Here is a 21,427-nt window from a genome sequence, read left to right as displayed (position 1 = left end):
CGGGGGATTGCCGGGCACGACCCGGCTGGCTACTGCTGCCCTCCTGGGCAGAGGAGTCGATCATTCGGTAATGATATCCGCGCCGACTGCGAGCCCGCTGAGGGTGGGCGTAAAGTGCCCGGCCGTCACCGCCGGCCCCGGGGTCCGGGTTCGGCCAGTTCGTCGACGTCGAGCAGGCCGCGGTCGACCCGGCCCGACCGGTAGGCGGCCCGGCCGATCATCTGGGCGGCCACCGGCGCGGTGGCCAGCTGGAAGACCCCGACCAGGACGATCATGCCCAGGTCGGCGACGGTACGCAGCCGCAGCGCCAGCCCGACCAGCAACAGCAGCACCCCCAGCACCTGGGGTTTCGTGGCGGCGTGCATCCGGTCCAGCACGTCCGGGAAGCGCAGCACGCCGATCCCGGCGGCGAGGCTGAGCAGCGCCCCGCAGACCAGGGCGACGGCGGCCAGCCAGTCGAGTGCCGTACCCACGCTCACGACTCCTCCCGGGCGGCGAAGCGGACCAGGGCGACGGAGCCGACGAAGCCGAGCAGGGAGAGCACCACCAGCACCGGCAGGGTGGTGGCGTGCCGGTTGACCGCCGCCTCCGCGCCGACCGCGCCGAGCATGGTGGCGAGCAGCAGGTCGGCGGCGATGACCCGGTCCAGCAGCGACGGGCCCCGGTAGATCCGGGCCAGGGCCAGCAGGGCGGTGACCGACAGCAGGACGGTCAGGACGACGGCGAGGACGACGGTCACGGTGCCTCCGTGGGTGCGGTGCTGAGGTGGCGCAGTTCGGCGTCGGAGCCGACGGCCCGGACGATCCGTTCCTCGACGGCCAGGACCCGGTCCCGGCTGTCGGTCAGGTCGGCCGGGGACCGTACGTCGAGCACGTGGACGTAGAGGACACCCGCGTCCCGGTCCACCTCGACGATCAGGGTGCCCGGCACCAGCGAGAGCAGCTCGGCGGTGAGCGCCAGGTTCAGGTCGGTACGGACCCGCAGCGTCACCCCGATGATCGCCCCGCGCGGGCGGAAACCGGGACGTACCGCAATGGCGGCGACGTGGATGCTGGCGCTGACCAGTTCGACGATGAACACACCCGCGAGGGTCAGCAGCGCCCGGGGGCGCAGCCGGCCGCCGAAGGAGACCGGCGGGAGGGGGAAGAACAGCAGCACCGCCCCGCCGACGAGCAGGCCGGTGAGGACGTTGGCCGGGGAGAACTGCCCCCACAGCAGGTTCCAGACCACGACCAGCCAGCCGAGGGCGATGAGCTGGTCGCGGCGGCGTCCGCTGCGCGGCGGCGACGAGCCGGTCACGGTGGCCCACCGGGCAGGACGGCCCGCACGTACGGGGTACGCAGCCGTAGGTCGGCGGCGGCGTCGGCGGTGACCTGGAACAGCGGGCCGGCGACGACGGTGAGGCCCAGCCCCAGCACGACCAGGGCGGTGGTCGCGCCGACCATCAGCCGGGGCAGCCGCTCCACCGGGTCGGCGGTGGCCAGTCGGGGTGCCCGCCAGAACGCGATGTTCCACACCCGGGAGGCGGCGTAGAGGGTGAGCAGGCTGGTCACCGTGCCGGCGACGACCACCGCCCAGGGCAGCGGCCCGCCGTGCGCCACCCCGGCCTGGAGCAGGCCGACCTTGCCGAGGAAGCCGGAGAACGGCGGAATGCCGGCCAGGTTCATCGCCGGGACGAAGAAGAGCACCGCCAGCAGCGGGGCGACCCGGGCCAGCCCACCGAGCCGGCGCAGGTCGGTGCTGCCGGCCCGCTCCTCGACCAGCCCGGCGACCAGGAACAGGGTGGTCTGGACGGTGATGTGGTGCACCACGTAGAAGATCGCCCCGGAGAGCGCGGCGGTGGTGCTCAGCGCCACCCCGAAGATCATGTAGCCGATGTGGCTGACCAGGGTGAACGAAAACAGCCGCTTCAGGTCCGACTGGGCCACCGCGCCCAGCACCCCGACCATCATGGTCAGCCCGGCCCCGACCATCAGCAGGTTGCCCACCTCGGCGCCGGGGAAGAGGAGCGTCTCGGTCCGGATGATCGCGTAGACGCCGACCTTGGTGAGCAGGCCGGCGAAGACGGCGGTGACCGGTGCCGGGGCGGTCGGGTAGCTGTCCGGCAGCCAGGCGGAGAGCGGGAACAGCGCCGCCTTGATGCCGAAGGCGAGCAGCAGCATCAACTGCAACGCCAGCCGTACGCCGTCGGGCAGCGCGTCGAGCCGGCCGGCGAGCTGCGCCATGTTGAGGGTGCCGGTGGCCGCGTACACCAGTCCCACCGCGGCCAGGAAAATCATCGAGGAGAGGATGCTCACCGCCACGTACGTGGAGCCGGTGCGGATCCGCGCCTCGGTGCCGCCCAGGGTGATCAGCACGAAGCTCGCCGCGAGCAGGATCTCGAACCCGACGAAGAGGTTGAACAGGTCACCGGCGAGGAACGCGTTGCAGATCCCGGCGGTCAGCACCAGGTAGGTGGGGTGGAAGATGCTCACCGGCGCGGACTCGCTGGTCTCGGCCCGGCCCTGGCCGATCGAGTAGAGCAGCACGCAGAGGGTCACCGCCGAGGAGACCACCAGCATCAGCGCGGCGAGCTGGTCGGCCACCAGCACGATGCCCACCGGCGCGGGCCAGCCCCCCGCCTCGGACACCACCGGCCCCTCCCGGTGGGCGCGGACCAGCAGCAGCGCCGCGACGACCAGGTTGGTGCCGAGCGCGACCACGCTGACCGTGCGCTGCACCCGGGGCCGGTTGACCAGGATCAGGGTGAGCGCGGCACCGAGCAGCGGCACCACCACCGGCAGCGGGACGAGCCGGCTCACCGGGCACCGTCCGACCGGCGGCCGGGCCGCTGCGCCGGCTCCGGGGACACCTGCTCCGGGTCGTCGCCCGGCCCCTCGCCGCCGAGGTCGGCGTTGGCCACCTCGTTGCGGGCCGCGAGGGCGACGATCTGCTGGTCCTCCACGTCGTCCTGGACCTCGTCGTTGCCGCTGAGATACCAGCTCCGGTACGCCACGGCGGCGAGGAACGCGGTCAGCCCGAAGGTGATCACGATGGCGGTGAGCACCATCGCCTGCGGCAGCGCGTCGCTCATCCCCGCGTCCGGGCCGGTGCCGACCACCGGTGCCCCGCCCGCCCGGCCACCGACCAGGATGAGCAGGTTCACCCCGTTGCCGAGCAGGATGACGCCGAGCAGGATCCGGGTGAGGCTGCGCTCCAACAGCAGGGTCACCCCGGTGGCGGTGAGCACGCCCACGGCGACCACCAGCACCAGCGTGGGTCCTGCGCCGCTGTCCCTCACCGCCGGTCCCCCTCGTGGTCGACGACGAGCCCCCGGTCGGCCTTGCCGGCCGCCTCGGCGTGCCGGTCGATCTCCGCCCCGAGGCTGCGCAGGATGTCCAGCATCAGCCCCACCACGATCAGGTAGACCCCGATGTCGAAGAAGAGCGACGTCACCAGGTAAGGCCCGCCGAGGCCGGGCAGCGGCAGGTCCACCTTGGTGCTCTCCAGCACCGTCCCGCTGGCCAGCAGGCTGAGCACCCCGCCGCCGACGCAGATCGCCAGACCCGCGCCGAGCACCGTGCCCGCCCCGACCGGGGCCGCCTCGGCCAGCTCGTAACGGCCGCCGGCCAGGTAGCGCACGGCCAGCGCCAGGCTCGCCACCAGGCCACCGGCGAAGCCGCCGCCGGGGGCGTTGTGGCCGGAGAAGAGCAGGAACAGGGAGAAGAGCACGATGGTGTGGAACAGCAGCCGGGTCACCACCTCGAAGACGATGGAGCGCCGCCGCTCGTGCAGCGTCGTGCCGCCGCGCAACCAGACCGGCCGGTCGTCGCGCCGGGGTGAGGAGGGTTCGACCCGGCGCGGTCGCGGCCCGGTGCGGGACCGCTCGAAGATCAGGCTGGCCACCCCGGTGGCCGCCACCACCAGCACGGCGACCTCCCCCATGGTGTCCCAGGCCCGGATGTCCACCAGGGTCACGTTGACCACGTTGCGTCCGTACCCCTGCGCGACGGCCAGCGCCGGGAAGTCGGTGGAGATGGACACGGCGGTACGGGCCCCGGCGGCGATCAGCGCCAGCCCGGCCAGCACCGCCCCCACCGCGGAGCCGAGCAGCCGGCGGGCCCACCGGCTGCGGCGCAACGGCCGGGCGGAGAACCGCTCCGGCAGTCGCCGCAGCACCAGGACGAAGACGGCGATGGTGGCGGTCTCCACCAGGAACTGGGTCAGCGCCAGGTCGGGTGCGCCGTAGAGCACGAACAGCATCGCGGTGCCGTACCCGGTCACCCCGACCAGCAGCATCGCGGTCAGTCGCCGCCGGGCGTTGACCGCGAAGACGGCCGCCACCCCGACGATCACGCCGACCACCAGTTGCAGCGGACTGTCCCAGACCGCGATCCGGGTCCGCCACGGGCTGGTGCTGACCAGCGCGGTACCCGGCAGCAGCACCAGGGCCAGCAGGACGGTGCCGAGGTAGAGCGGCAGCGAGCCGCGCTGGGTGGCACCGGTGACCTCGATGGCCAGCCGGTCGAACCGGTGGGTGGCCCACTCGTACCCCCGGTTGCCGGTGAACGGCAGCCGCCACCGGGCCAGCGTCGGTGCGAGCGGGCCGCGCACCGCGTGCAGCAGGAACCCGCCGGCCACCGCCAGCGCGGACAGGCCGAGGGCCGGGGTGAACCCGTGCCAGAGAGCGAGTTCGTCGTCCGGTGGGCCGAAGAGTGCCGCGTACGGGGCGAGCAGGCCGTCCAGCCCGGCGGCGGCCGGACCGGCGACCAGCCCGACCAGGGCGAGCAGGGCCGGCGGGGCGAGCATGGGTAGCGGGATCGGGTCCGGCGCGGTGACCGGTACGTCCGGCCGGGTGGCGAAGGCGCCCCAGAGGAACCGGATGCTGTAGGCGACGGTGAGCACCGTGCCCAGGACCAGGCCGACGAGCACCACCGGCCGGTCGGCGGTGGCGGCGAAGACCGCCTCCTTGGCGACGAAGCCGAACAGTGGCGGCAGGCCCGCCATCGAGGCGGCGGCGAGCGCGGCGACCACCGCCAGCACCGGTGCCCGACGCCCGAGGCCGGAGAGTTCCCGCAGGTCGCGGGTGCCCACCTCGTGGTCGATGATGCCGATCACGAGGAACAGCGCCGCCTTGAACAGGGCGTGGGCGAGCAGCATCGCCACCCCGGCGAGCGCGGCGTCCGCACTGCCCGTGCCGATGACCACGGTGAGCAGGCCGAGCTGGCTGACCGTGCCGTAGGCCAGCAGCAGCTTCAGGTCGCACTGGCGCAGCGCCGCCCAGCCGCCGACGAGCATGGTGACCAGGCCGAGGGTGAGCAGCACGGGACGCCACGGCCCGACGTCGGCGAGGGTCGGGGCGAGCAGGCCGATCAGGTAGACGCCGGCCTTCACCATCGCCGCCGCGTGCAGGTAGGCGCTGACCGGGGTGGGCGCGGCCATCGCCACCGGCAGCCAGCCGTTGAACGGCACGACCGCCGACTTGGCGAGCGCGCCGGTCAGGACCAGCAGCACCGCGGCGACCAGCGTCCCGCCACCGGGCAGCGGCGCGGCGGCGATCTCCGACCAGCGGTAGGTGCCGGCGTGCCCGCCGAGGATCAGGAAGCCGAGCAGCATGGCCAGCCCGCCCATGGTGGTGACGGTCAGTGCCTGGGCCGCCGCCCAGCGGCTGGCGCGTCGTTCGGTGCTGTGGCCGATGAGCAGGTAGGAGAAGACGGTGGTGAGTTCCCAGAAGACGTAGAGCAGCAGCAGGTCGTCGGCGAGGACGAGGCCGAGCATCGCCCCGGCGAACGCGACCAGCACCGCGACGAACCGGGGCAGCCCCACCGAGTCGGCCGCGAAGTACCGGCCGCAGTAGACCAGGACCACCGCGCCGATCCCGCCGACCAGCAGGGTCATCAGCCAGGACAGCGTCGTCATCCGCAGCGCCACGTCGAGGTGGAGCTGACCGATCCAGCGGTACGTCTCGACGACCGCGCCGCCGTCGCGGACGGTCGGGGTGCGGGCCAGCGCCCAGCAGCACGCGGCGGCGGGCACCAGCGCGAGCGGGTAGCAGGCGCGGGCGCCCCACCAGCGGACCAGCAGCGGCGCGAGCAGCGCCGCCACCAGGTGGAGGAGCAGCAGTACGAGCACGCGTCCTCCCGTCGAACTGGCGGCGCGCACCGGGCGAGATGTCCCGGCCAGCACCGATCACACGCCAGTTCCGCCCGCTATGGGGCGTTTTCGGGAAATCGTCCGGTCAGCCGGCCGGGGCGTCGCCCCCGGTGAGCACGGGAGTCAGCTCCCGGGCCGGCTCGACCAGCAGGTCGGGGCGACCGAGCTGGCGGGCGACCTTGTCGACCACCCGCTGGGCCACCCTGAGCGAGCGCACCGGCAGCAGCGTGCCGCGGCTCTCCCGGCGGAGCACGAAGTAGTGCACGGCGACCCGCACCTGACCCCGGTCGGCGGCGCTGGACTGGGCGGTGGAGGCAACCAGCTCCCGCAGGCTGCCGGCGAGGCGCTCGGCCAGCTCCAGCTCGGGGCCGCGCAGACTGGTCCGCAGGGCGGCGAGGTGGCTTTCGACCTTGCGGATGAGCACGTCGGTGCCGGGCGTGGGGCCACGTTCCTCGACGAACATCCGATTCCTTTCGCCCGTTGCTACGTCCCGAGTGAAGTTACTTTATGTCGCCGGGCACAAGCAAGCAGTTAAGTAAGACTTAACGTACCAAAAAGGCAATCAGCCTTTAATTGCTTTATACGGACAAGTCACGCGACGCTTCGGAGGAATGTCGGCCGGTCGGGGCAGGATGGACGGGTGACGGGGCGACGGGGCACGGCGGGCGCGGAGGCGGTCCCGCCCGGCTTCGGCCCGGCCACCCGGGCCTGGTTCAGCGCCGCCTTCGCCGCACCCACCGCCGCCCAGCTCGGCGCCTGGCAGTCGGTGGCCGCCGGCCGCAACGCCCTGGTGGTGGCACCCACCGGCTCGGGCAAGACCCTCGCGGCGTTCCTCTGGTCGCTCGACCGGCTGGCCGGCACGCCGCCCCCGGCCGACCTCCGGCGACGCTGCCGGGTGCTCTACGTCAGCCCGCTCAAGGCGCTCGCGGTCGACGTCGAGCGCAATCTCCGCACCCCGCTCGCCGGTATCCGGCAGGCGGCCACCCGGCTCGGGACGCCCCCTGCGGACATCACCGTCGGAATGCGTACCGGCGACACGCCGGCCGACGAGCGCCGGGCCTTCGCCCGCACCCCACCGGACATCCTCATCACCACCCCGGAGTCGCTGTTCCTGCTGCTCACCTCCGCGGCCCGGGATTCGCTGCGCGGCGTCGAGACGGTCATCCTCGACGAGGTGCACGCCGTCGCGGGCACCAAGCGGGGCGCGCACCTGGCGCTGTCCCTGGAACGCCTCGACGCGCTGCTGGAACGGCCCGCCCAGCGGATCGGCCTGTCCGCGACGGTCCGGCCGGTCGACGCCTGCGCCCGGTTCCTCGGCGGGGCCCACCCGGTCGACGTGGTGCAGCCGGCCACCCCCAAGACGATCGAGGTCAGCGTCGAGGTCCCGGTGGAGGACATGACCCGGCTCGACGAGGCCGAGCAGCCGCCCGAGGACGACCTGGGTGGCCCCGGGCCGCGCCGGGCGTCGATCTGGCCCGCCGTGGAGGAACGGGTCTTCGCCCTGGTCCGGGCGCACCGCTCCACCATCGTCTTCACCAACTCCCGACGCGGCGCCGAACGGCTCTGCGCCCGGCTCAACGAACTGGCCGCCGAGGACCTGGCCGCCGCCGCGCCACCGGCCGGGGACGGACCACCCGCCGGGGACGCGCCGCCGGCCGGAGACGGACCAACGACCGGGGACGGACCAACGACCGGAGACGGACCAACGACCGGGGACGCGCCACCGGCCGGGGACGCGCCACCGGCCGGGGACGACGGGCCGCCGGCCGGCCCGGGTGACGAGCCGGGCGGGGCGCGGCGGTGGGGCGGGCCGGTGGGTCCGCAGCGCACCCCCCGCCCCCCGGCCGAGGCGATGGCCCAGTCCGGCACGGCCTCCGGGGCCGCCCCGGTGATCGCCCGCGCCCACCACGGCAGCGTCTCCCGGGAGGAACGCAAACAGATCGAGGAGGCGCTCAAGTCCGGCCGGCTGCCCGCCGTGGTGGCCACCTCCAGCCTGGAGCTGGGCATCGACATGGGCGCGGTCGACCTGGTGGTGCAGATCGAGGCCCCGCCGAGCGTCGCCGCCGGCCTGCAACGGGTCGGCCGGGCCGGGCACCAGGTGGGCGCGGTGTCCCGGGGGGTGGTCTTCCCCAAGCACCGGGGCGACCTGCTCTCCTGCGCCGTAGTCGCGGAGCGGATGACCGTCGGCGCCATCGAGGAGCTGCACTACCCGCGCAACCCGTTGGACGTGCTCGCCCAGCAGGTCGTCGCCATGGTCGCCCTCGAACCGTGGTCGGTCGGCGACCTGGCGGGGCTGGTCCGCCGCGCCGCACCCTTCGCCGAGCTGCCCGACTCGGCGTTGCACGCCGTGCTCGACATGCTCTCCGGCCGTTACCCGTCGACCGCCTTCGCCGAGCTGCGCCCCCGGGTGGTCTGGGACCGGACCACCGACGTGCTGACCGGCCGGCCGGGTGCCCAGCGGCTCGCCGTCACCAGCGGCGGCACCATCCCCGACCGGGGGTTGTTCGGGGTCTTCCTGGCCGGGGCGGAACGTGCCGCCCGGGTCGGCGAGCTGGACGAGGAGATGGTCTACGAGTCCCGGGTCGGCGACGTCTTCCTGCTCGGCTCCTCGTCCTGGCGGATCGAGGAGATCACCCCCGACCGGGTGCTGGTCTCCCCCGCCCCGGGCCAGGCGGCCCGGATGCCGTTCTGGAAGGGCGACCAGCCGGGCCGTCCGGTCGAGTTGGGCCGGGCCATCGGCGCCCGGATCCGGGCGTTGCTGCGCCTGGACGACGCCGCCGCCGTGGCCGCGTTGCACGCCGGTGGCCTGGACGACTGGGCGGCCGGCAACCTGATGGCGTACCTGCGGGAGCAGCAGGCCGCCACCCGCTCGCTGCCCGACGACCGGACGGTGCTGGTCGAGCGGTTCCGCGACGAGCTGGGCGACTGGCGGCTGGCCGTGCACAGCGTGCTCGGCGCCCGGGTCAACGGGCCGTGGGCGTTGGCGATCGGCCGCCGGCTGGCCGAACGCTACGGCGTGGACGCCCAGGTGATGCCCGCCGACGACGGGATCGTGGTGCGCCTGCCGGACACCGCCGACGAGCCGCCCGGCGTCGACGTGGTGGTCTTCGAGCCCGACGAGATCGCCCAGCTGGTCGAGGAGTCGGTGGGCACCTCCGCGCTCTTCGCCGCCCGGTTCCGCGAGTGCGCCGCCCGGTCGCTGCTGCTGCCCCGGCGTGACCCGCGCCGCCGGCAGCCGCTCTGGCAGCAGCGCCAACGCGCCGCCCAACTCCTCGACGTGGCCCGCGAGTACGCCGACTTCCCGGTCACCCTGGAGGCCGCCCGGGAGTGCCTGCAGGACGTCTTCGACCAGCCCGCCCTGGCCGGGTTGATGCGCGACCTGGCCAGCCGGAAGATTCGCCTGGTCGAGGTGGAGAGCGAGCGGCCCTCACCGTTCGCCCGGTCGCTGCTCTTCGGCTACGTCGGCGCGTTCCTCTACGAGGGGGACGCCCCGCTGGCCGAGCGGCGGGCCGCCGCGCTGGCGCTCGACTCGGCCCTGCTCGGCGAGTTGCTCGGCCGGGTGGACCTACGCGAACTGCTCGACCCGGCGGTGCTCGCCGAGACCGAGCGGCAGGTGCGCTGGCGCACCGACCAGCGTCGCCCGCGCGACGCCGAGGACGTCGCCGAGCTGCTCCGGGTGGTCGGCGATCTGAGCGAGGCGGAGCTGGCCGAGCGGGGCGTACCGGTGGACTGGCCGGTGGAGCTGGCGGCGGCCCGCCGGGCGTTGCGGGTCCGGATCGCCGGCGAGGAACGCTGGGTGGGCATCGAGGACGCCGCCCGGCTGCGCGACGCGCTCGGGGTGGCGCTGCCGGTGGGGGTGGCCGAGGCGTACCTGACGCCGGTGGCCGACCCGCTCGGCGACCTGGTCGCCCGGTACGCCCGCACCCACGGGCCGTTCGCCGCCGCGAGCTGCGCCGCCCGCTTCGGGCTGGGGGTGTTCGTGGTGGAGCAGGCGCTGCGCCGGCTCGCCGCGACCGGGCGGGTGGTCTCCGGCGAGTTCACCCCGGACAGCGTGGGCACCCAGTGGTGCGACGCCGAGGTGCTGCGGCTGCTGCGCCGCCGGTCGCTCGCCGCGCTGCGCCGGGAGATAGAACCGGTGCCGCCCCGGGTGCTCGCCGGCTTCCTGCCCCGGTGGCAGCAGATCGGGTCGTCGGCGCGCGGGGTCGAGGCGGTGGCCGCCGCGGTCGAGCAGTTGCAGGGCACCGCGGTGCCGGCGTCGGCGTGGGAACGGCTGGTGCTGCCCGCCCGGGTCGCCGACTACTCCCCCGCCCAGCTCGACGAGCTGTGCGCCGGGGGCGAGGTGGTGTGGTGCGGCTCGGGGGCGATCTCCGGCGGCGACGGCTGGATCACCCTGGCGTACGCCGACGTCGCGCCGCTGCTGCTCCCCCCGCCGGACGACGCCTTCGCCGCCACCCCACTGCACACCGCCGTGCTGGACGCGCTCGCCGACGGTCAGGCGCTGTTCTTCCGGCCGCTGGCCGACCGGGTGGGCTCGACCGACGACGCCGCCCTGACCGCGGTGGTCTGGGATCTGGTCTGGGCGGGGCTGCTCACCAACGACACCCTGGCCCCGCTGCGGGCGGCGCTCGGCGCGGGCGGGGCGCACCGGTCCCGCCCGGCCGCCCCGCGCACCCGCTACCGCCGCCCGGGTCGGGTGGCGCTGCCCAGCCGGGGCGGCCCACCCACGGTGGCCGGGCGCTGGTCGCGGCTGCCGCAGCGGGACACCGACCCGACCCGGCGGGCCGCCGCCCTGGCCGACCTGCTGCTCGACCGGCACGGGGTGGTGACCCGGGGCGCGGTGCTGGCCGAGCAGGTGGTCGGCGGGTTCGCCGCCGTCTACCCGGTGCTCGCCGCGCTGGAGGAGCGCGGCGCGGCCCGGCGGGGCTACTTCGTGGAGGGGCTGGGGGCGGCGCAGTTCGCGGTGCCCGGCGCGGTGGACCGGCTGCGGGCGCTCGCCGAGCCGACCGACCGGGGCCGGGGCCACGGGCCGACCACGGTGCTCGCCGCCACCGACCCGGCCAACCCGTACGGCGCGGCGCTGCCCTGGCCGGAGCGGGCCGTCGACTCCGGTGACGGCACCGCACCGAGCAGCGGGCACCGGGCCGGGCGCAAGGCCGGGGCGGTGGTGGTGCTGGTCGGTGGCGACCTGGCGCTCTATGTCGAGCGGGGTGGCCGGACGATCCTCTCGTTCACCGACGACGCCGACACGCTGGCCGTCGCCGGCAAGGCGCTCGCCGACGCGGTGCACTCCGGGGCGTTGGGGGCGATGTCGGTGGAGCGGGCCGACGGCGGGGCGGTGCACTCGTCGCCGCTGAGCGACGCGCTCACCGCCGCCGGTTTCCGGGCCACCCCCCGTGGCCTGCGCCTACGCGGCTGACCGGGCCGGCCACCCCCGCCGGGCCTGGGCCTACGCGGCTGACCGGGCGGCGATCCCCGCAGGGATGAGGGGCCACCCGCACCGGTGCCACCCGGTGCGGCGACGACCGGCCGGTGGCGGGCCGGCCGGGTCAGCCGAGCTTGGTCAGCACGTCGTTGTAGCGCTGCTGCTCGGCGGCGCTGGTCCGGGTGCCCAGGTAGTTGAGCACCACCGCACCGGCCCGGTACGCCTTGGCCCCCCACACGTCGGTCTGGTTGGTGGCGCTCGCCTCGTCGGGGAAGACGTAGACGGAGACCGCGTCGGTGACCATGAGTTGGGCGCAGCCGACACCCGTACCGTCAGGGCCGCAGTCCTTGGACCGGTCACGCGGGTCGGGCACCTTCAGCCCGGCGGCCTTGAACGCGTCGACCACCTTGCGGGCGGCGGGTGCGCTGGTCTCCTTGGTCGGCCGCACGAACGGCGGGGTGGAGGGACTCTCCCGGGGGGTGGTGCCCGGCTTGGCGGTCTTCGGCGGGCCGTCCGCCGGGGCGGCCTCGGTGGTGGCCGGGGCCTTCGACCGGCCGTCGGCCCACGCCCCGCCGTCCCGCTCGTCGGCGGGGTCGTCACCGCAGCCGGCCAGGGCCAGGGCGGCGAGGACGGCAGCGGTCGCGGACAGGATACGAAGGCGTTTCGTCACCCCGGCAGTCTGCCGAACCCGGTCCGTGGACGGCACCGGCCGGTCGGCCGATCGGGGTGTCCGGTCAGTGATAGTGCGCCCGCCGCACTAGCCTGCCGGCATGACCCCGACCCCCTGGATCTCACTGACCACCGACTACGGGCTCACCGACGGCTTCGTGGCCGTCTGCCACGGGGTGATCGGCCGGATCGCCCCGGCGGCGCGGGTGCTCGACGTGACCCACCTGGTGCCGCCGGGGGACGTCCGCCGGGGCGCGGCGGTGCTCGCCCAGACCGTGCCGCACCTGCCGTACGGGGTGCACGTGGCGGTGGTGGACCCGGGGGTCGGCACGGCCCGGCGGGCGGTGGCGCTGGTCACGCCGGGCGGGCTGCTGGTCGGGCCGGACAACGGGGTGCTGCCGGCGGCGGCGCGGGCGCTGGGCGGGATCACCGCCGCAGTGGAGCTGACCGCACCGGGGTGGCTGGCGGCGGAGGTGTCGGACACCTTCCACGGCCGGGACGTCTTCGCTCCGGTGGCCGCCCGGCTGGCCCTGGGCGGGCGGCCGGCCGATGCCGGGCCGCAGGTCGACCCGGCGACCCTGGTGACCCTGCCCCCACCGGTGTCGCGCCGGGAGGCGGATGGGTTCACCGCCGAGGTGCTCACCGTGGACCGCTTCGGCAACGTGCAGCTCGCCGCCGGGGCCGACCTGCTGGCGTCGCTGCCCGACGGGGTGGAGGTCGCCGGCCGGCCGGCGGTACGGGGCCGGACGTTCGGCGACGCGCCGGCCGGTGGGCTGCTCGTGTTCGTCGACTCCGCCGGCCTGGTGGCGGTGGCCCGCAACGGCGGCCGGGCGGTGGACCTGCTCGGGGTCGCCCCGGGCGCCCTCGTCACGGTGCGGGGACGTATCAGGGGGTGAGCTGCGCTCCCTGCCGGACGTCCGGTGTGGAATGCTGCTGCGGTGGGTGAAGTGTGGGTTCCGGTGGGCTGTCCCTGTTGTGCGTCCCGGACGGGTGGGGGCACCTGTCCGGTCTGCTTCTGGACCGATGACGGCCAGGGCGACGCCGATGCCGACGTGGTGCGGGGCGGGGCGAACGGTGAGCTGAGCCTCACCCACGCCCGGCTGAACTTCGCCGTGTACGGCGCCAGCCACCCCCGCTACCAGGACATGGTCCGCCCGCCCCGCCCGGACGAGCGGCCCTGAGCCGGGCCGTCCCCCGACCGGCCGGGGTCGCACCCGGGGTCGGGGGCGGTCCCGTGCGGCGACGGGCGGCCCGGTCAGCAGGGTGACACGGTGCCGCCGTACACGGCGGAGACGTAGGCGTGGCTGACGTACTGGCCGCCGGCCAGCCGGTTCCACCGGTTGGTGGTCCGGTACGTCCCGGCGACCGTCTGCCCCTTGACGTAGCACTGGATCGGTACGTCGGCGTGCGTCGCGGCGAGCCCCCGGGTGGCGTACGAGGTGCCGGGGCCGGTGCGGATGTTGAGCGGCCCGGAGCCGACGACGCCGCGCGGGCCGCTGCCGGTCCACAGGTAGGTCACGTCGACCCAGGCGTTGTCGGTCAGCAGCAGGCCGTCCCAGAAGGTGCCGTCGGCGAGGTCGATGCCGGCCGGGTTGAGCACGGTGCGCCCGAACTGGTCCCTGCCGCCGTTGTAGCCGTACTGGTAGGCGGCCTGGGCCTCGGGCCGCCCCTGCGGCAGGTCCTTCCAGTTCTCCCGGACGGCGGCGGGGTTCCAGTAGTCGTCGCGGGTGTTCCACGGGCCGACGTCCCAGACCGGCGCGTACTCGCAGCGGCTGCCGCTGGTGGTGCAGACCCGGACGGTGTAGTCACCGCTGTCGAGCGGGGAGAGCCCGCGCCGGGAGGGCAGGGCGACGAAGTGGTCCCGGGGTTGGATGGTGCGGCCGTTGGCGGTCACCCCGCCGACCTCGCCCTCCCGGGTGGCGAAGACCCGGTAGCTGCGGACCGCGGCGGGGGCGGGTGCCGCGACGGTGGCGGTGTCGGCGGTGAGCCGGACCGCGCGTACCGAGGCGGCGGCCTTCGGGTCGCGGGTGGTGAGCAGCACCCGGGTCTGGACCCGGCTGACCGGCCGGTCGAAGACGACCGGAGCGCCGCCGGCCTCCCGCCACTCCGTCCAGCCGGTGGACCGCGCGCCCCGGACCTGTACCTGGGCGGTGGTGCCGGGGGGTGTCTCGGCGGTGAGGTCGGCGTGGATCCGGTTGGCCGGGCCGGCGAGGGTGCGCGCGGGGGCGAGCAGCGCCCCCTCGGCCACCGGCGCGGCCAGCGCGGCGGGCCGGGTCCGCCGGGTGGGTCGGGTGTCGGCCAGGCGCAGCAGGCCCGCACCGGTGCGGACGTTGACGTCGTCGCCACCGCCGACCGCGAGGTCGACCGACCACCGCTCGCCGGCGGCCGACGACGCGGCCCACGGCCCGGCCCGGTCCAGCGCGGATCGGTCGAGCGCGACCCGGTCCAGGGCGGTCCGGTCCAGGGCGGTCCGGTCCAACGCGGGTTGGTCCAGGGCGGGTCGGGAGAGGTCGGTGGTGGGGGCGCGGGGTGTGGCGGCCACGGTGGTCGGGGTGAGCGCGCCGGCCAGGGTCACGGCCAGCAGACCGACCAGCAGGGACGACGGGGTACGACGGGGGCGAACTGCCATAATATTCTCCTCAGAACTCCCCCATAGTGCATTTATTGGTAGATCGAGAGAAGCACGCTACAAATAGCGATACATGCGAATTCTGTTCGGACGGGGGAGAATGCCGGGGTGCCCGAAGGAGACACCGTCTGGAACACCGCCCGCGTCCTGCACCGGGCGCTCGCCGGGGTGCGGCTCACCGGCAGCGACTTCCGGATTCCCACCCTCGCCACCACCGACCTGACCGGCTGGACGGTGCGCGAGTCGGCCAGCCGGGGCAAGCACCTCCTGCTCCGGCTGGCCGCACCGCCGCAGGCCTCGCCCACCGCCGCCTGGACGCTCCACTCCCACCTGCGGATGGACGGCGTCTGGCGGGCGTACGCCCCGGGGGAACGGTGGACCGCCCGGCCGGCGCACCTGATCCGGGTGGTGCTGCGCAGCCCGGAGGCGGTGGCCGTCGGCTACCACCTGCACGAGCTGGCCCTGCTCCCCACCGCCGGGGAGGAGAGCCTGCTCGGGCACCTCGGCCCCGACCTGCTCGGCGCGGACTGGGATCCGGACGAGGCGGTCCGCCGGCTGGCCGCCGCCCCCGGGGTGACCATCGGCGAGGCCCTGCTCGACCAGCGCAAACTGGCCGGGGTGGGCAACCTCTACAAGTGCGAGCTGCTGTTCCTGCGCGGCCTGTCCCCGTGGACGCCGGTCGGCGCGGTGCCCGACCTGCCCGCCGTGGTGGCCCTGGCCCAGCGACTGCTCGCCGCCAACCGGGGCCGGTGGACCCAGAGCACCACCGGTTCCCTGCGCCGGGGGCAGACCAGCTACGTCTACGGCCGGCGGGCGCAGCCGTGCCGCCGCTGCGGCACCGCCATCAGCCGGGAGGAGCTGGGCGAACGGGTCACCTACTGGTGCCCGGTCTGCCAGCCGCCCCCGGCGGCCCACTGAGTCCGGCCGGCACGGGCGGGCCGACTTCCGCACCGCACCCTCCCGGCTGGCGGGACGAGCCGGCAGACACGGACGAATGGGTAATTCCTATCCGCCCACCCAGGTTGCATGCTGCATTGGAGTGCTCACCGTTCGTCACCACCGGACGCGACCGTCCACCACGCCGGGGTGGGGGTCGGCGCGTCCCCGTGCCCGGGGAGAGCCATGGCCCTGTTCCGCAGACCACGACTGCCCTGGACGACCCGGGTCGTCCGCACCGACCGCACCGACCGGCCCGCCGTGCCGGCGGCCCGGACCGGCGAGTCCGGTCCCGCCCCGGCGAGCCTGGACCCGGCCGCCGTGCCGCGCTGCTTCGGCCCGGTGCCCAACTTCGCCGGCAGCCCACTGCCGGTACGCGACCGGCAGGGCCGGGTGCTCACCGGCACCGGCCTGCGCAAGTTCGTCGACGCCCTGCCGCTGCCCGGCCCGGTCCGCACCGAGCTGGGCGGCTGGCTGCCGGTTGCCACCCCGGACACGGTGAGCTGGCCGGGCTGCGACTACTACGAGATCGGGCTGGCCGAGTACACCCAGCGGCTGCACCGGGACCTGCCCGCCACCCGGCTGCGCGGCTACCGCCAGCTCAACCTGGGCACCGACCGGGACGGGCACAACACTGTCGCCCCACCGGAGCGGCCCTACCACCTGGGACCGCTGATCATGGCGCGGCGGGACCGTCCGGTCCGGATCAAGTTCATCAACCAGCTCCCCACCGGCCCGGCCGGGGACCTGTTCCTGCCGGTGGACACCAGCCTCTCGGGTGCCGGGCCGGGGCCGCTGGAGGGGCCGGCGCCCTACCCGCAGAACCGCGCTGTGCCGCAGCTCTCCGGGGCGCACACCGGCTGGATCAGCGCCGGCAACCCGTGGCAGTGGGTGACCCCGGCCGGGGAGATCACCCCGTACCCGACCGGGCCGGGCCTGACCCACGTGCCGGACATGCCGGCGCCCGGGGCCGGAGCCACCACGCTCTACTACCCGAACGCGCAGAGCGGCCGGCTGATGTGCCTGCAGGACAACACCGTCGGGCTGTCCCGGCTGACCGTCCTGTCCGGTCAGTTCGCCCTCTACCTGCTCACCGACCCGGCCGAGGAGGACCTGGTCGCCGACGGGGTGCTCCCCGCCGGGCAGATCCCGCTGGTGATCCAGGACCGGACCTTCGTCCCGGACGACGCCCAGCTCGCCGCCGAGGATCCCACCTGGGACCGGGACCGCTGGGGCACCCGGGGCGACCTGTGGCACCCGCACGTCTACCAGCCCCGGCAGGACCCGCACCGGGACTCCGGGCGGAACCCCACCGGACGCTGGGACTACGGCCCCTGGCTGCCCGGCGGCGAGGGGCGGGACGGGCCACGGGTCGGCCCGGTCGACAACCCGCACCACGATCCGGTCGCCGCCCCGCAGGAGCCGCCCCGCATCCCCGGGGTGCCGCACCCGAGCGCCGTGCCCGAGGCGTACGGGGACACCATGCTGGTCAACGGGGTCGCCTACCCGTACCTGCGGGTGCGGCCGACGGCGTACCGGTTCCGGATCGTCAACGGCTGCGCCGACCGCGCCCTCAACCTCCAGCTCTACCGGGCCCGCTCGGACGGGCCGATGTGGCGGGCCGACGGCAGCCTCGCCGACGCCGACGCCGGCGAGGTGCCGATGGTGGCCGCCGTACGGGCCGCCGGGCGGCCGACCGACTGGCCGGTCGACGGGCGGGACGGCGGGGTGCCCGACCCGGCCGCCGCCGGCCCACCCATGATCCAGATCGGCAACGAGTGCGGGCTGCTCCCCGCCCCGGTGGTGGTGCCGAACCGCCCGGTCGGCTACCGGTACGACCGCCGCGACCCAACCGTGCTCAACGTGGACTCGGCCGCGCTGCTGCTCGCCCCGGGGGAACGGGCCGACGTGCTCGTCGACTTCTCCGCCCTGCCCCCCGGCGCGACGGTACTGCTCTACAACGACTGCCCGGCCCCGCTGCCCGGCTTCGACCCCCGCTACGACCGGCACACCGACGCCCCGGACCGGCGCGCCGAGGGGGGCGGCCCGGTCACCCTGCCCGGCTACGGCCCGAACACCCGTACCGTGCTCCAGTTCCGGGTCACCGGCACCCCCACCGAGCGGTACGACCTGGCCCGGCTGACCGACCGGCTGCCCGCCGCGTACGCGGCCAGCCAGCGGCCACCGGTCGTGCCGCAGCCGGAGTACGACCGGGCGTTCGGCACCACCACCCACCGGGGCGTGGTCGCGCCCGCGCACGCCACCTCGGTCACCTTCACCCCGCCGGTGGGCACCGGGCCGGTCACCCTGCCGATCCGGGTGAAGACCGTCGGCACCGTCTTCGAGCCGGAGTACGGGCGGCGGGCCGGCCGGCTCGGAGTGGCCCATCCGAACGCCGGACCGCTCGGCCCGACGACCCTGCCCCTCGGCCCGGCGGACCCGGCGACCGAGATCCTCGTCGCGGTCGACCCGACGGCAGGGGCGGGGGAACCCGCCGACGGCGTCGAGCTGTGGCGGATCCGCGGCACCGGTCGGCAGACCCACCCGGTCCGCTTCGACGGCTGCGACGTGCAGGTGGTCAACCGGACCGGCGGGGACGGCACGGTCCGCCCCCCGGACGGCGGCGAGCGGGGCTGGAAGCAGACCGTCCGGGTCAACCCGGCCGAGGACGTGGTGGTGGCGCTGCGCCCCGAGGTGCCGCCGTTGCCGTTCAAGGTCGCCGACAGCCTGCGGCTGCTCGACCCGACCCGCCCGGCCGGGGTACGGCTCGACGCCACCCCGGTCAGCCCGTGCGACGGCCAGCCGGCGACGGTGGTCAACCAACCGGTCAACCTGGGCTGGGAATTCCGCTGGTCCAGCGGCGCGGCCGGGCTGCGGGACCTCGGCATGAGCCGGCCGCTGGTCCTGCGGGTCTCCCCCCGCGCGCCGACCGGGCTGACCGCGACCCCGGTGCCCGGCTCGGCGACCGCGCTGCCGGCTATCGCGCTGGCCTGGACGGGCCACGGCAGCCGGCCGGCGGCCACCAGCCACCTGCTCCAGCGGGCCACCGACGTCGACTTCACCACCGGGCTGACCACGATCACCGTGGCGGCGACGGCCATCCGCTACACCGACGCCACCATCACCCCGGGGGTCACCTACCACTACCGGATCCGGGCCGAGAACGCCGCCGGCTGCTCGGCCTGGTCGAACAGCAGCCCGGCGTCGGTACGGCTGCCCGCACCGGACAGGCTGGCCGCGACGGTGCCGGCGGCGGTGCCGCTGCGGGTGGCGTTGCGCTGGGTGAACCGCTCCTTCGCCACCGGCCTGGACGTGCAGCGGGCCACCAACCCGACCTTCACCAGCGGGCCGGGCACCACCGCCGTCCCGGTCTGCAACCACCACGTCGACTCCGCGGTGGCCCCGGACACCACCTACTACTACCGGGTCCGGACGACGTATCTCGGTGCGGCGTCACCGTGGTCGACGGTGGCCACGGCGGTCACCCCGCCCCTGCCGGGCCCGCCGACCGGGCTGGTGGCGACGGTCGGCGTCCCCGCGTCGGACACCGCGACGGTGTCGTTGAGCTGGGCGGCGGGCCTCCCGCCGGGGCCGGGGGCCGGGTTCGTGGTGCAGCGCGCGGTGGATCCGCAGTTCTGCCGGGAGCTGGCCAGTTTCACCGTGACCGGTCGGGTGTTCACCAACACCGGTCTGGCCCGGGGCGTCACCTACCACTACCGGGTCCGCTCGTTCAACGTGGTGGGCAGCTCCCCCTGGACCGTCCCGGTGCCGGTCAGCACGCCCCGCTGAGACCGGCTCAGCGGGTGGGGGCGCGCAGGGGTTCGCCGACGGTGCGCAGCTCGGCCAGGGCGGCGGCGACCCCGTGCAGCAGGTCGGTCGCCTCCATCAGCCGGGTCGCCGCCGGGTCGGCGACGACCTCCGGGTGGGCGTCCTCGGCGACGTAGCCGGCGGCGGCGGCGACCAGCCCCTCGTAGGCGGTCACCCCGGCGACCAGCTGGTCGCGCAGCGCCCGGTGCGCCTCGGCGAGCCGGGGGCGGGCCTCGACCGGGGCGAGCCGCAGCGCGCGTTCCACGCCGGCCGTCCGGTCGGCCAGATCCCGCAGCGAGCGGTCGGCGGCAGCGGCCTCCAGCACCGCCGGCTCGGCCAGGCCGGTCAGTCGGGGCGCGATCCCGGCCAGGGTGAGCGCGGCCCGGTCCAGCCGGGCCCACGACTCGGCGGCGGAGGTGCCCCGCAACGCGAACCGGGAGCGGAACCGGCGGGCCTCGGCCAGCACGCCGGGGCCGACCGGGAGCCGTTCGACGGCCGCGACCAGCCGGGCCCGGGAGCGGGCGGCGGCCTCGGCCGGGTCGAGGGCGGGCGGAACCGGGCGGGCGGCGAACGCCCGCAGGTCGATCCAGCGCCAGGCGGCCAGCGCGACGGCGCTGCCGGCGGCACCGGCCCAGGCCGCGTCGGGCAACCCCAGCCCCGCGTACGGCGTCAGCACCGCCGCCGCACCGGTGAGCCCGCCGGCCAGTACGCTCCACCGGCGGGCGGAGCGCCGGAGTCTGCCCAGTCGACGGAAGTGTCGCGTTCGCTCGTCGGCCACCCGTACCTCCTCGTGCCGGCCGCTCAGCCGGCGCTGCTGTCCCCCACGCCGCGGTCGCGGCCCATGCTGGCCCGGATCTCGTCCAGCCGGGCGGCGGCGGCCGGGTCGGCCGTCGGCGCGGCGGGCTGCGCCTGCTGCTGCACCGCCGGCTGCTCCTGCCGGCCGCCGAGCTGGTCGCCGGCCATGCTGGCCCGGATCTGCTCCAGCCGGGACGACCCGGCGCTGTCCAGGGTCGACTTCTGGATCTCCAGCATCCGCCCCTCGACGGAGTTGCCGGCCAGCTCGGCCCGACCCATCGCGTTGGCGTAGCGGCGCTCGATGCGGTCGCGCACCTCGTCCAGCGACGGGGTGTTGGTGGGCGCGGTCAGCGAGGACATCGACTCCAGGGAGCGGGCGACGCTCTCCTGCATCTTGGCCTGTTCGAGCTGGCTGAGCAGCTTGGTCCGCTCGGCGAGCTTCTGCTGGAGGATCATCGAATTGTTCTCGACCGCGCGCCGGGCCTGGGCGGCGGCACCGAGCGCCTGGTCGTGCAGGGTCTTCAGGTCCTCGGTGGCCTGCTCGGCGGAGACCAGCTGGGTGGCGAGCACCTGGGCGGACTGCTCGTAGCGACCGGCCTCGGCCTCGTCGCCCTTGGCCCGGGACTGGTCGGCGAGGACCAGCGCCTGCCGGGCGTTGCCCTGGAGCCGCTCGACCTCGGTCATCTGCCGGGAGAGCTTCATCTCCAGCTGGCGCTGGTTGCCGATCACCGCCGCCGCCTGCTGGACCAACGTCTGGTGCTGACGCTGCGCGTCCTCGATGGCCTGCTGGATCTGCACCTTCGGATCGGCGTGCTCATCGATCTTGGCACCGAAGAGCGCCATCAGGTACTTCCAGCCCTTGACGAACGGGTTCGCCATCTCCGCGGTATCCCCTCAGTAGCGTCGCTGCGCCTCGGCCACACCGGGGGCCGGACGGGCCGCACGGCACGCCCCCATCGTCGCAGCCGGACGCCAGCAGGGCCGTTCGTACCGCGGGGTGCCCCGGCGGCCTGCGATCAACACTACGCGGCGTCTGC

16 protein-coding genes are annotated in these 21,427 nt (G+C 75.3%); 5 read left to right on the top strand and 11 right to left on the bottom strand.

What is annotated here, in order from left to right:
• Positions 1–125 precede the first annotated feature (125 nt).
• The 7 genes from mnhG to O7625_RS15380 all read right to left on the bottom strand — a co-directional run bounded on the left by mnhG (position 126) and on the right by O7625_RS15380 (position 6,595).
• The gene (gene mnhG, locus O7625_RS15410) at positions 126–479 is read right to left on the bottom strand and encodes a monovalent cation/H(+) antiporter subunit G (protein WP_282346679.1); all 354 of its coding nucleotides are present in this window, start codon (positions 477–479) and stop codon (positions 126–128) included.
• The gene (locus O7625_RS15405; RefSeq protein WP_067302741.1) at positions 476–739 is read right to left on the bottom strand and encodes a monovalent cation/H+ antiporter complex subunit F; all 264 of its coding nucleotides are present in this window, start codon (positions 737–739) and stop codon (positions 476–478) included. The genes mnhG and O7625_RS15405 overlap by 4 nt, the downstream gene beginning before the upstream one ends.
• Positions 736–1,299, bottom strand: a complete 564-nt coding sequence (locus O7625_RS15400; RefSeq protein ID WP_282346678.1) for a Na+/H+ antiporter subunit E — start codon at positions 1,297–1,299, stop codon at positions 736–738. The genes O7625_RS15405 and O7625_RS15400 overlap by 4 nt, the downstream gene beginning before the upstream one ends.
• Positions 1,296–2,801, bottom strand: a complete 1,506-nt coding sequence (locus tag O7625_RS15395) for a Na+/H+ antiporter subunit D (protein WP_282346677.1) — start codon at positions 2,799–2,801, stop codon at positions 1,296–1,298. Before O7625_RS15395 ends, O7625_RS15400 begins: the two co-directional genes overlap by 4 nt.
• A complete protein-coding gene (locus O7625_RS15390) occupies positions 2,798–3,280 on the bottom strand; it encodes a Na(+)/H(+) antiporter subunit C (RefSeq protein ID WP_282346675.1) in 483 nt (160 codons plus the stop codon). The genes O7625_RS15395 and O7625_RS15390 overlap by 4 nt, the downstream gene beginning before the upstream one ends.
• Positions 3,277–6,111, bottom strand: a complete 2,835-nt coding sequence (locus O7625_RS15385; RefSeq protein ID WP_282346674.1) for a Na+/H+ antiporter subunit A — start codon at positions 6,109–6,111, stop codon at positions 3,277–3,279. Before O7625_RS15385 ends, O7625_RS15390 begins: the two co-directional genes overlap by 4 nt.
• A 106-nt stretch (positions 6,112–6,217) precedes the next feature.
• Positions 6,218–6,595, bottom strand: a complete 378-nt coding sequence (locus O7625_RS15380; RefSeq protein WP_067302725.1) for a hypothetical protein — start codon at positions 6,593–6,595, stop codon at positions 6,218–6,220.
• A gap of 177 nt (positions 6,596–6,772) precedes the next feature.
• Between O7625_RS15380 and O7625_RS15375 the strand changes: the two genes are divergently transcribed.
• The gene (locus O7625_RS15375; RefSeq protein WP_282346673.1) at positions 6,773–11,548 is read left to right on the top strand and encodes a DEAD/DEAH box helicase; all 4,776 of its coding nucleotides are present in this window, start codon (positions 6,773–6,775) and stop codon (positions 11,546–11,548) included.
• A gap of 130 nt (positions 11,549–11,678) precedes the next feature.
• Here O7625_RS15375 and O7625_RS15370 read toward each other — a convergent pair whose 3' ends face one another.
• A complete protein-coding gene (locus tag O7625_RS15370; RefSeq protein ID WP_282346672.1) occupies positions 11,679–12,224 on the bottom strand; it encodes a hypothetical protein in 546 nt (181 codons plus the stop codon).
• Positions 12,225–12,324: 100 nt separating this feature from the next.
• Between O7625_RS15370 and O7625_RS15365 the strand changes: the two genes are divergently transcribed.
• Together O7625_RS15365 and O7625_RS15360 are read left to right on the top strand one after the other, a co-directional pair.
• On the top strand, positions 12,325–13,119 hold the full coding sequence (locus tag O7625_RS15365) for an SAM-dependent chlorinase/fluorinase (protein ID WP_282346671.1): 795 nt from the start codon (positions 12,325–12,327) through the stop codon (positions 13,117–13,119).
• 42 nt (positions 13,120–13,161) lie between these two features.
• Entirely contained in the window at positions 13,162–13,404 is a 243-nt protein-coding gene (locus O7625_RS15360) for a CPCC family cysteine-rich protein (protein ID WP_084261072.1), read from the top strand.
• Between the two features lie 74 nt (positions 13,405–13,478).
• Here the strand turns inward: O7625_RS15360 and O7625_RS15355 are convergent, their stop codons facing one another.
• Positions 13,479–14,852 (bottom strand): hypothetical protein, encoded by a 1,374-nt coding sequence (locus tag O7625_RS15355; RefSeq protein ID WP_282346670.1) that lies wholly within the window; start codon positions 14,850–14,852, stop codon positions 13,479–13,481.
• A gap of 108 nt (positions 14,853–14,960) precedes the next feature.
• Here O7625_RS15355 and O7625_RS15350 point away from each other — a divergent pair, with 108 nt between their 5' ends.
• Complete coding sequence (locus O7625_RS15350; protein WP_282346669.1) at positions 14,961–15,770, top strand: zinc finger domain-containing protein; 810 nt, start codon at positions 14,961–14,963, stop codon at positions 15,768–15,770.
• A gap of 204 nt (positions 15,771–15,974) precedes the next feature.
• The gene (locus O7625_RS15345) at positions 15,975–19,577 is read left to right on the top strand and encodes a hypothetical protein (RefSeq protein ID WP_282346668.1); all 3,603 of its coding nucleotides are present in this window, start codon (positions 15,975–15,977) and stop codon (positions 19,575–19,577) included.
• 7 nt (positions 19,578–19,584) lie between these two features.
• Here the strand turns inward: O7625_RS15345 and O7625_RS15340 are convergent, their stop codons facing one another.
• Positions 19,585–20,373, bottom strand: a complete 789-nt coding sequence (locus O7625_RS15340) for a hypothetical protein (protein ID WP_282346667.1) — start codon at positions 20,371–20,373, stop codon at positions 19,585–19,587.
• Between the two features lie 23 nt (positions 20,374–20,396).
• Positions 20,397–21,269, bottom strand: a complete 873-nt coding sequence (locus O7625_RS15335; RefSeq protein ID WP_282346666.1) for a PspA/IM30 family protein — start codon at positions 21,267–21,269, stop codon at positions 20,397–20,399.
• Positions 21,270–21,427: the final 158 nt, after the last annotated feature.

Source organism: Micromonospora sp. WMMD714 (genome assembly GCF_029581315.1).
In the GTDB taxonomy this organism is placed as follows: Bacteria; Actinomycetota; Actinomycetes; order Mycobacteriales; family Micromonosporaceae; genus Micromonospora; species Micromonospora rifamycinica.
This window is presented reverse-complemented; position numbering and strand designations above follow the sequence as displayed.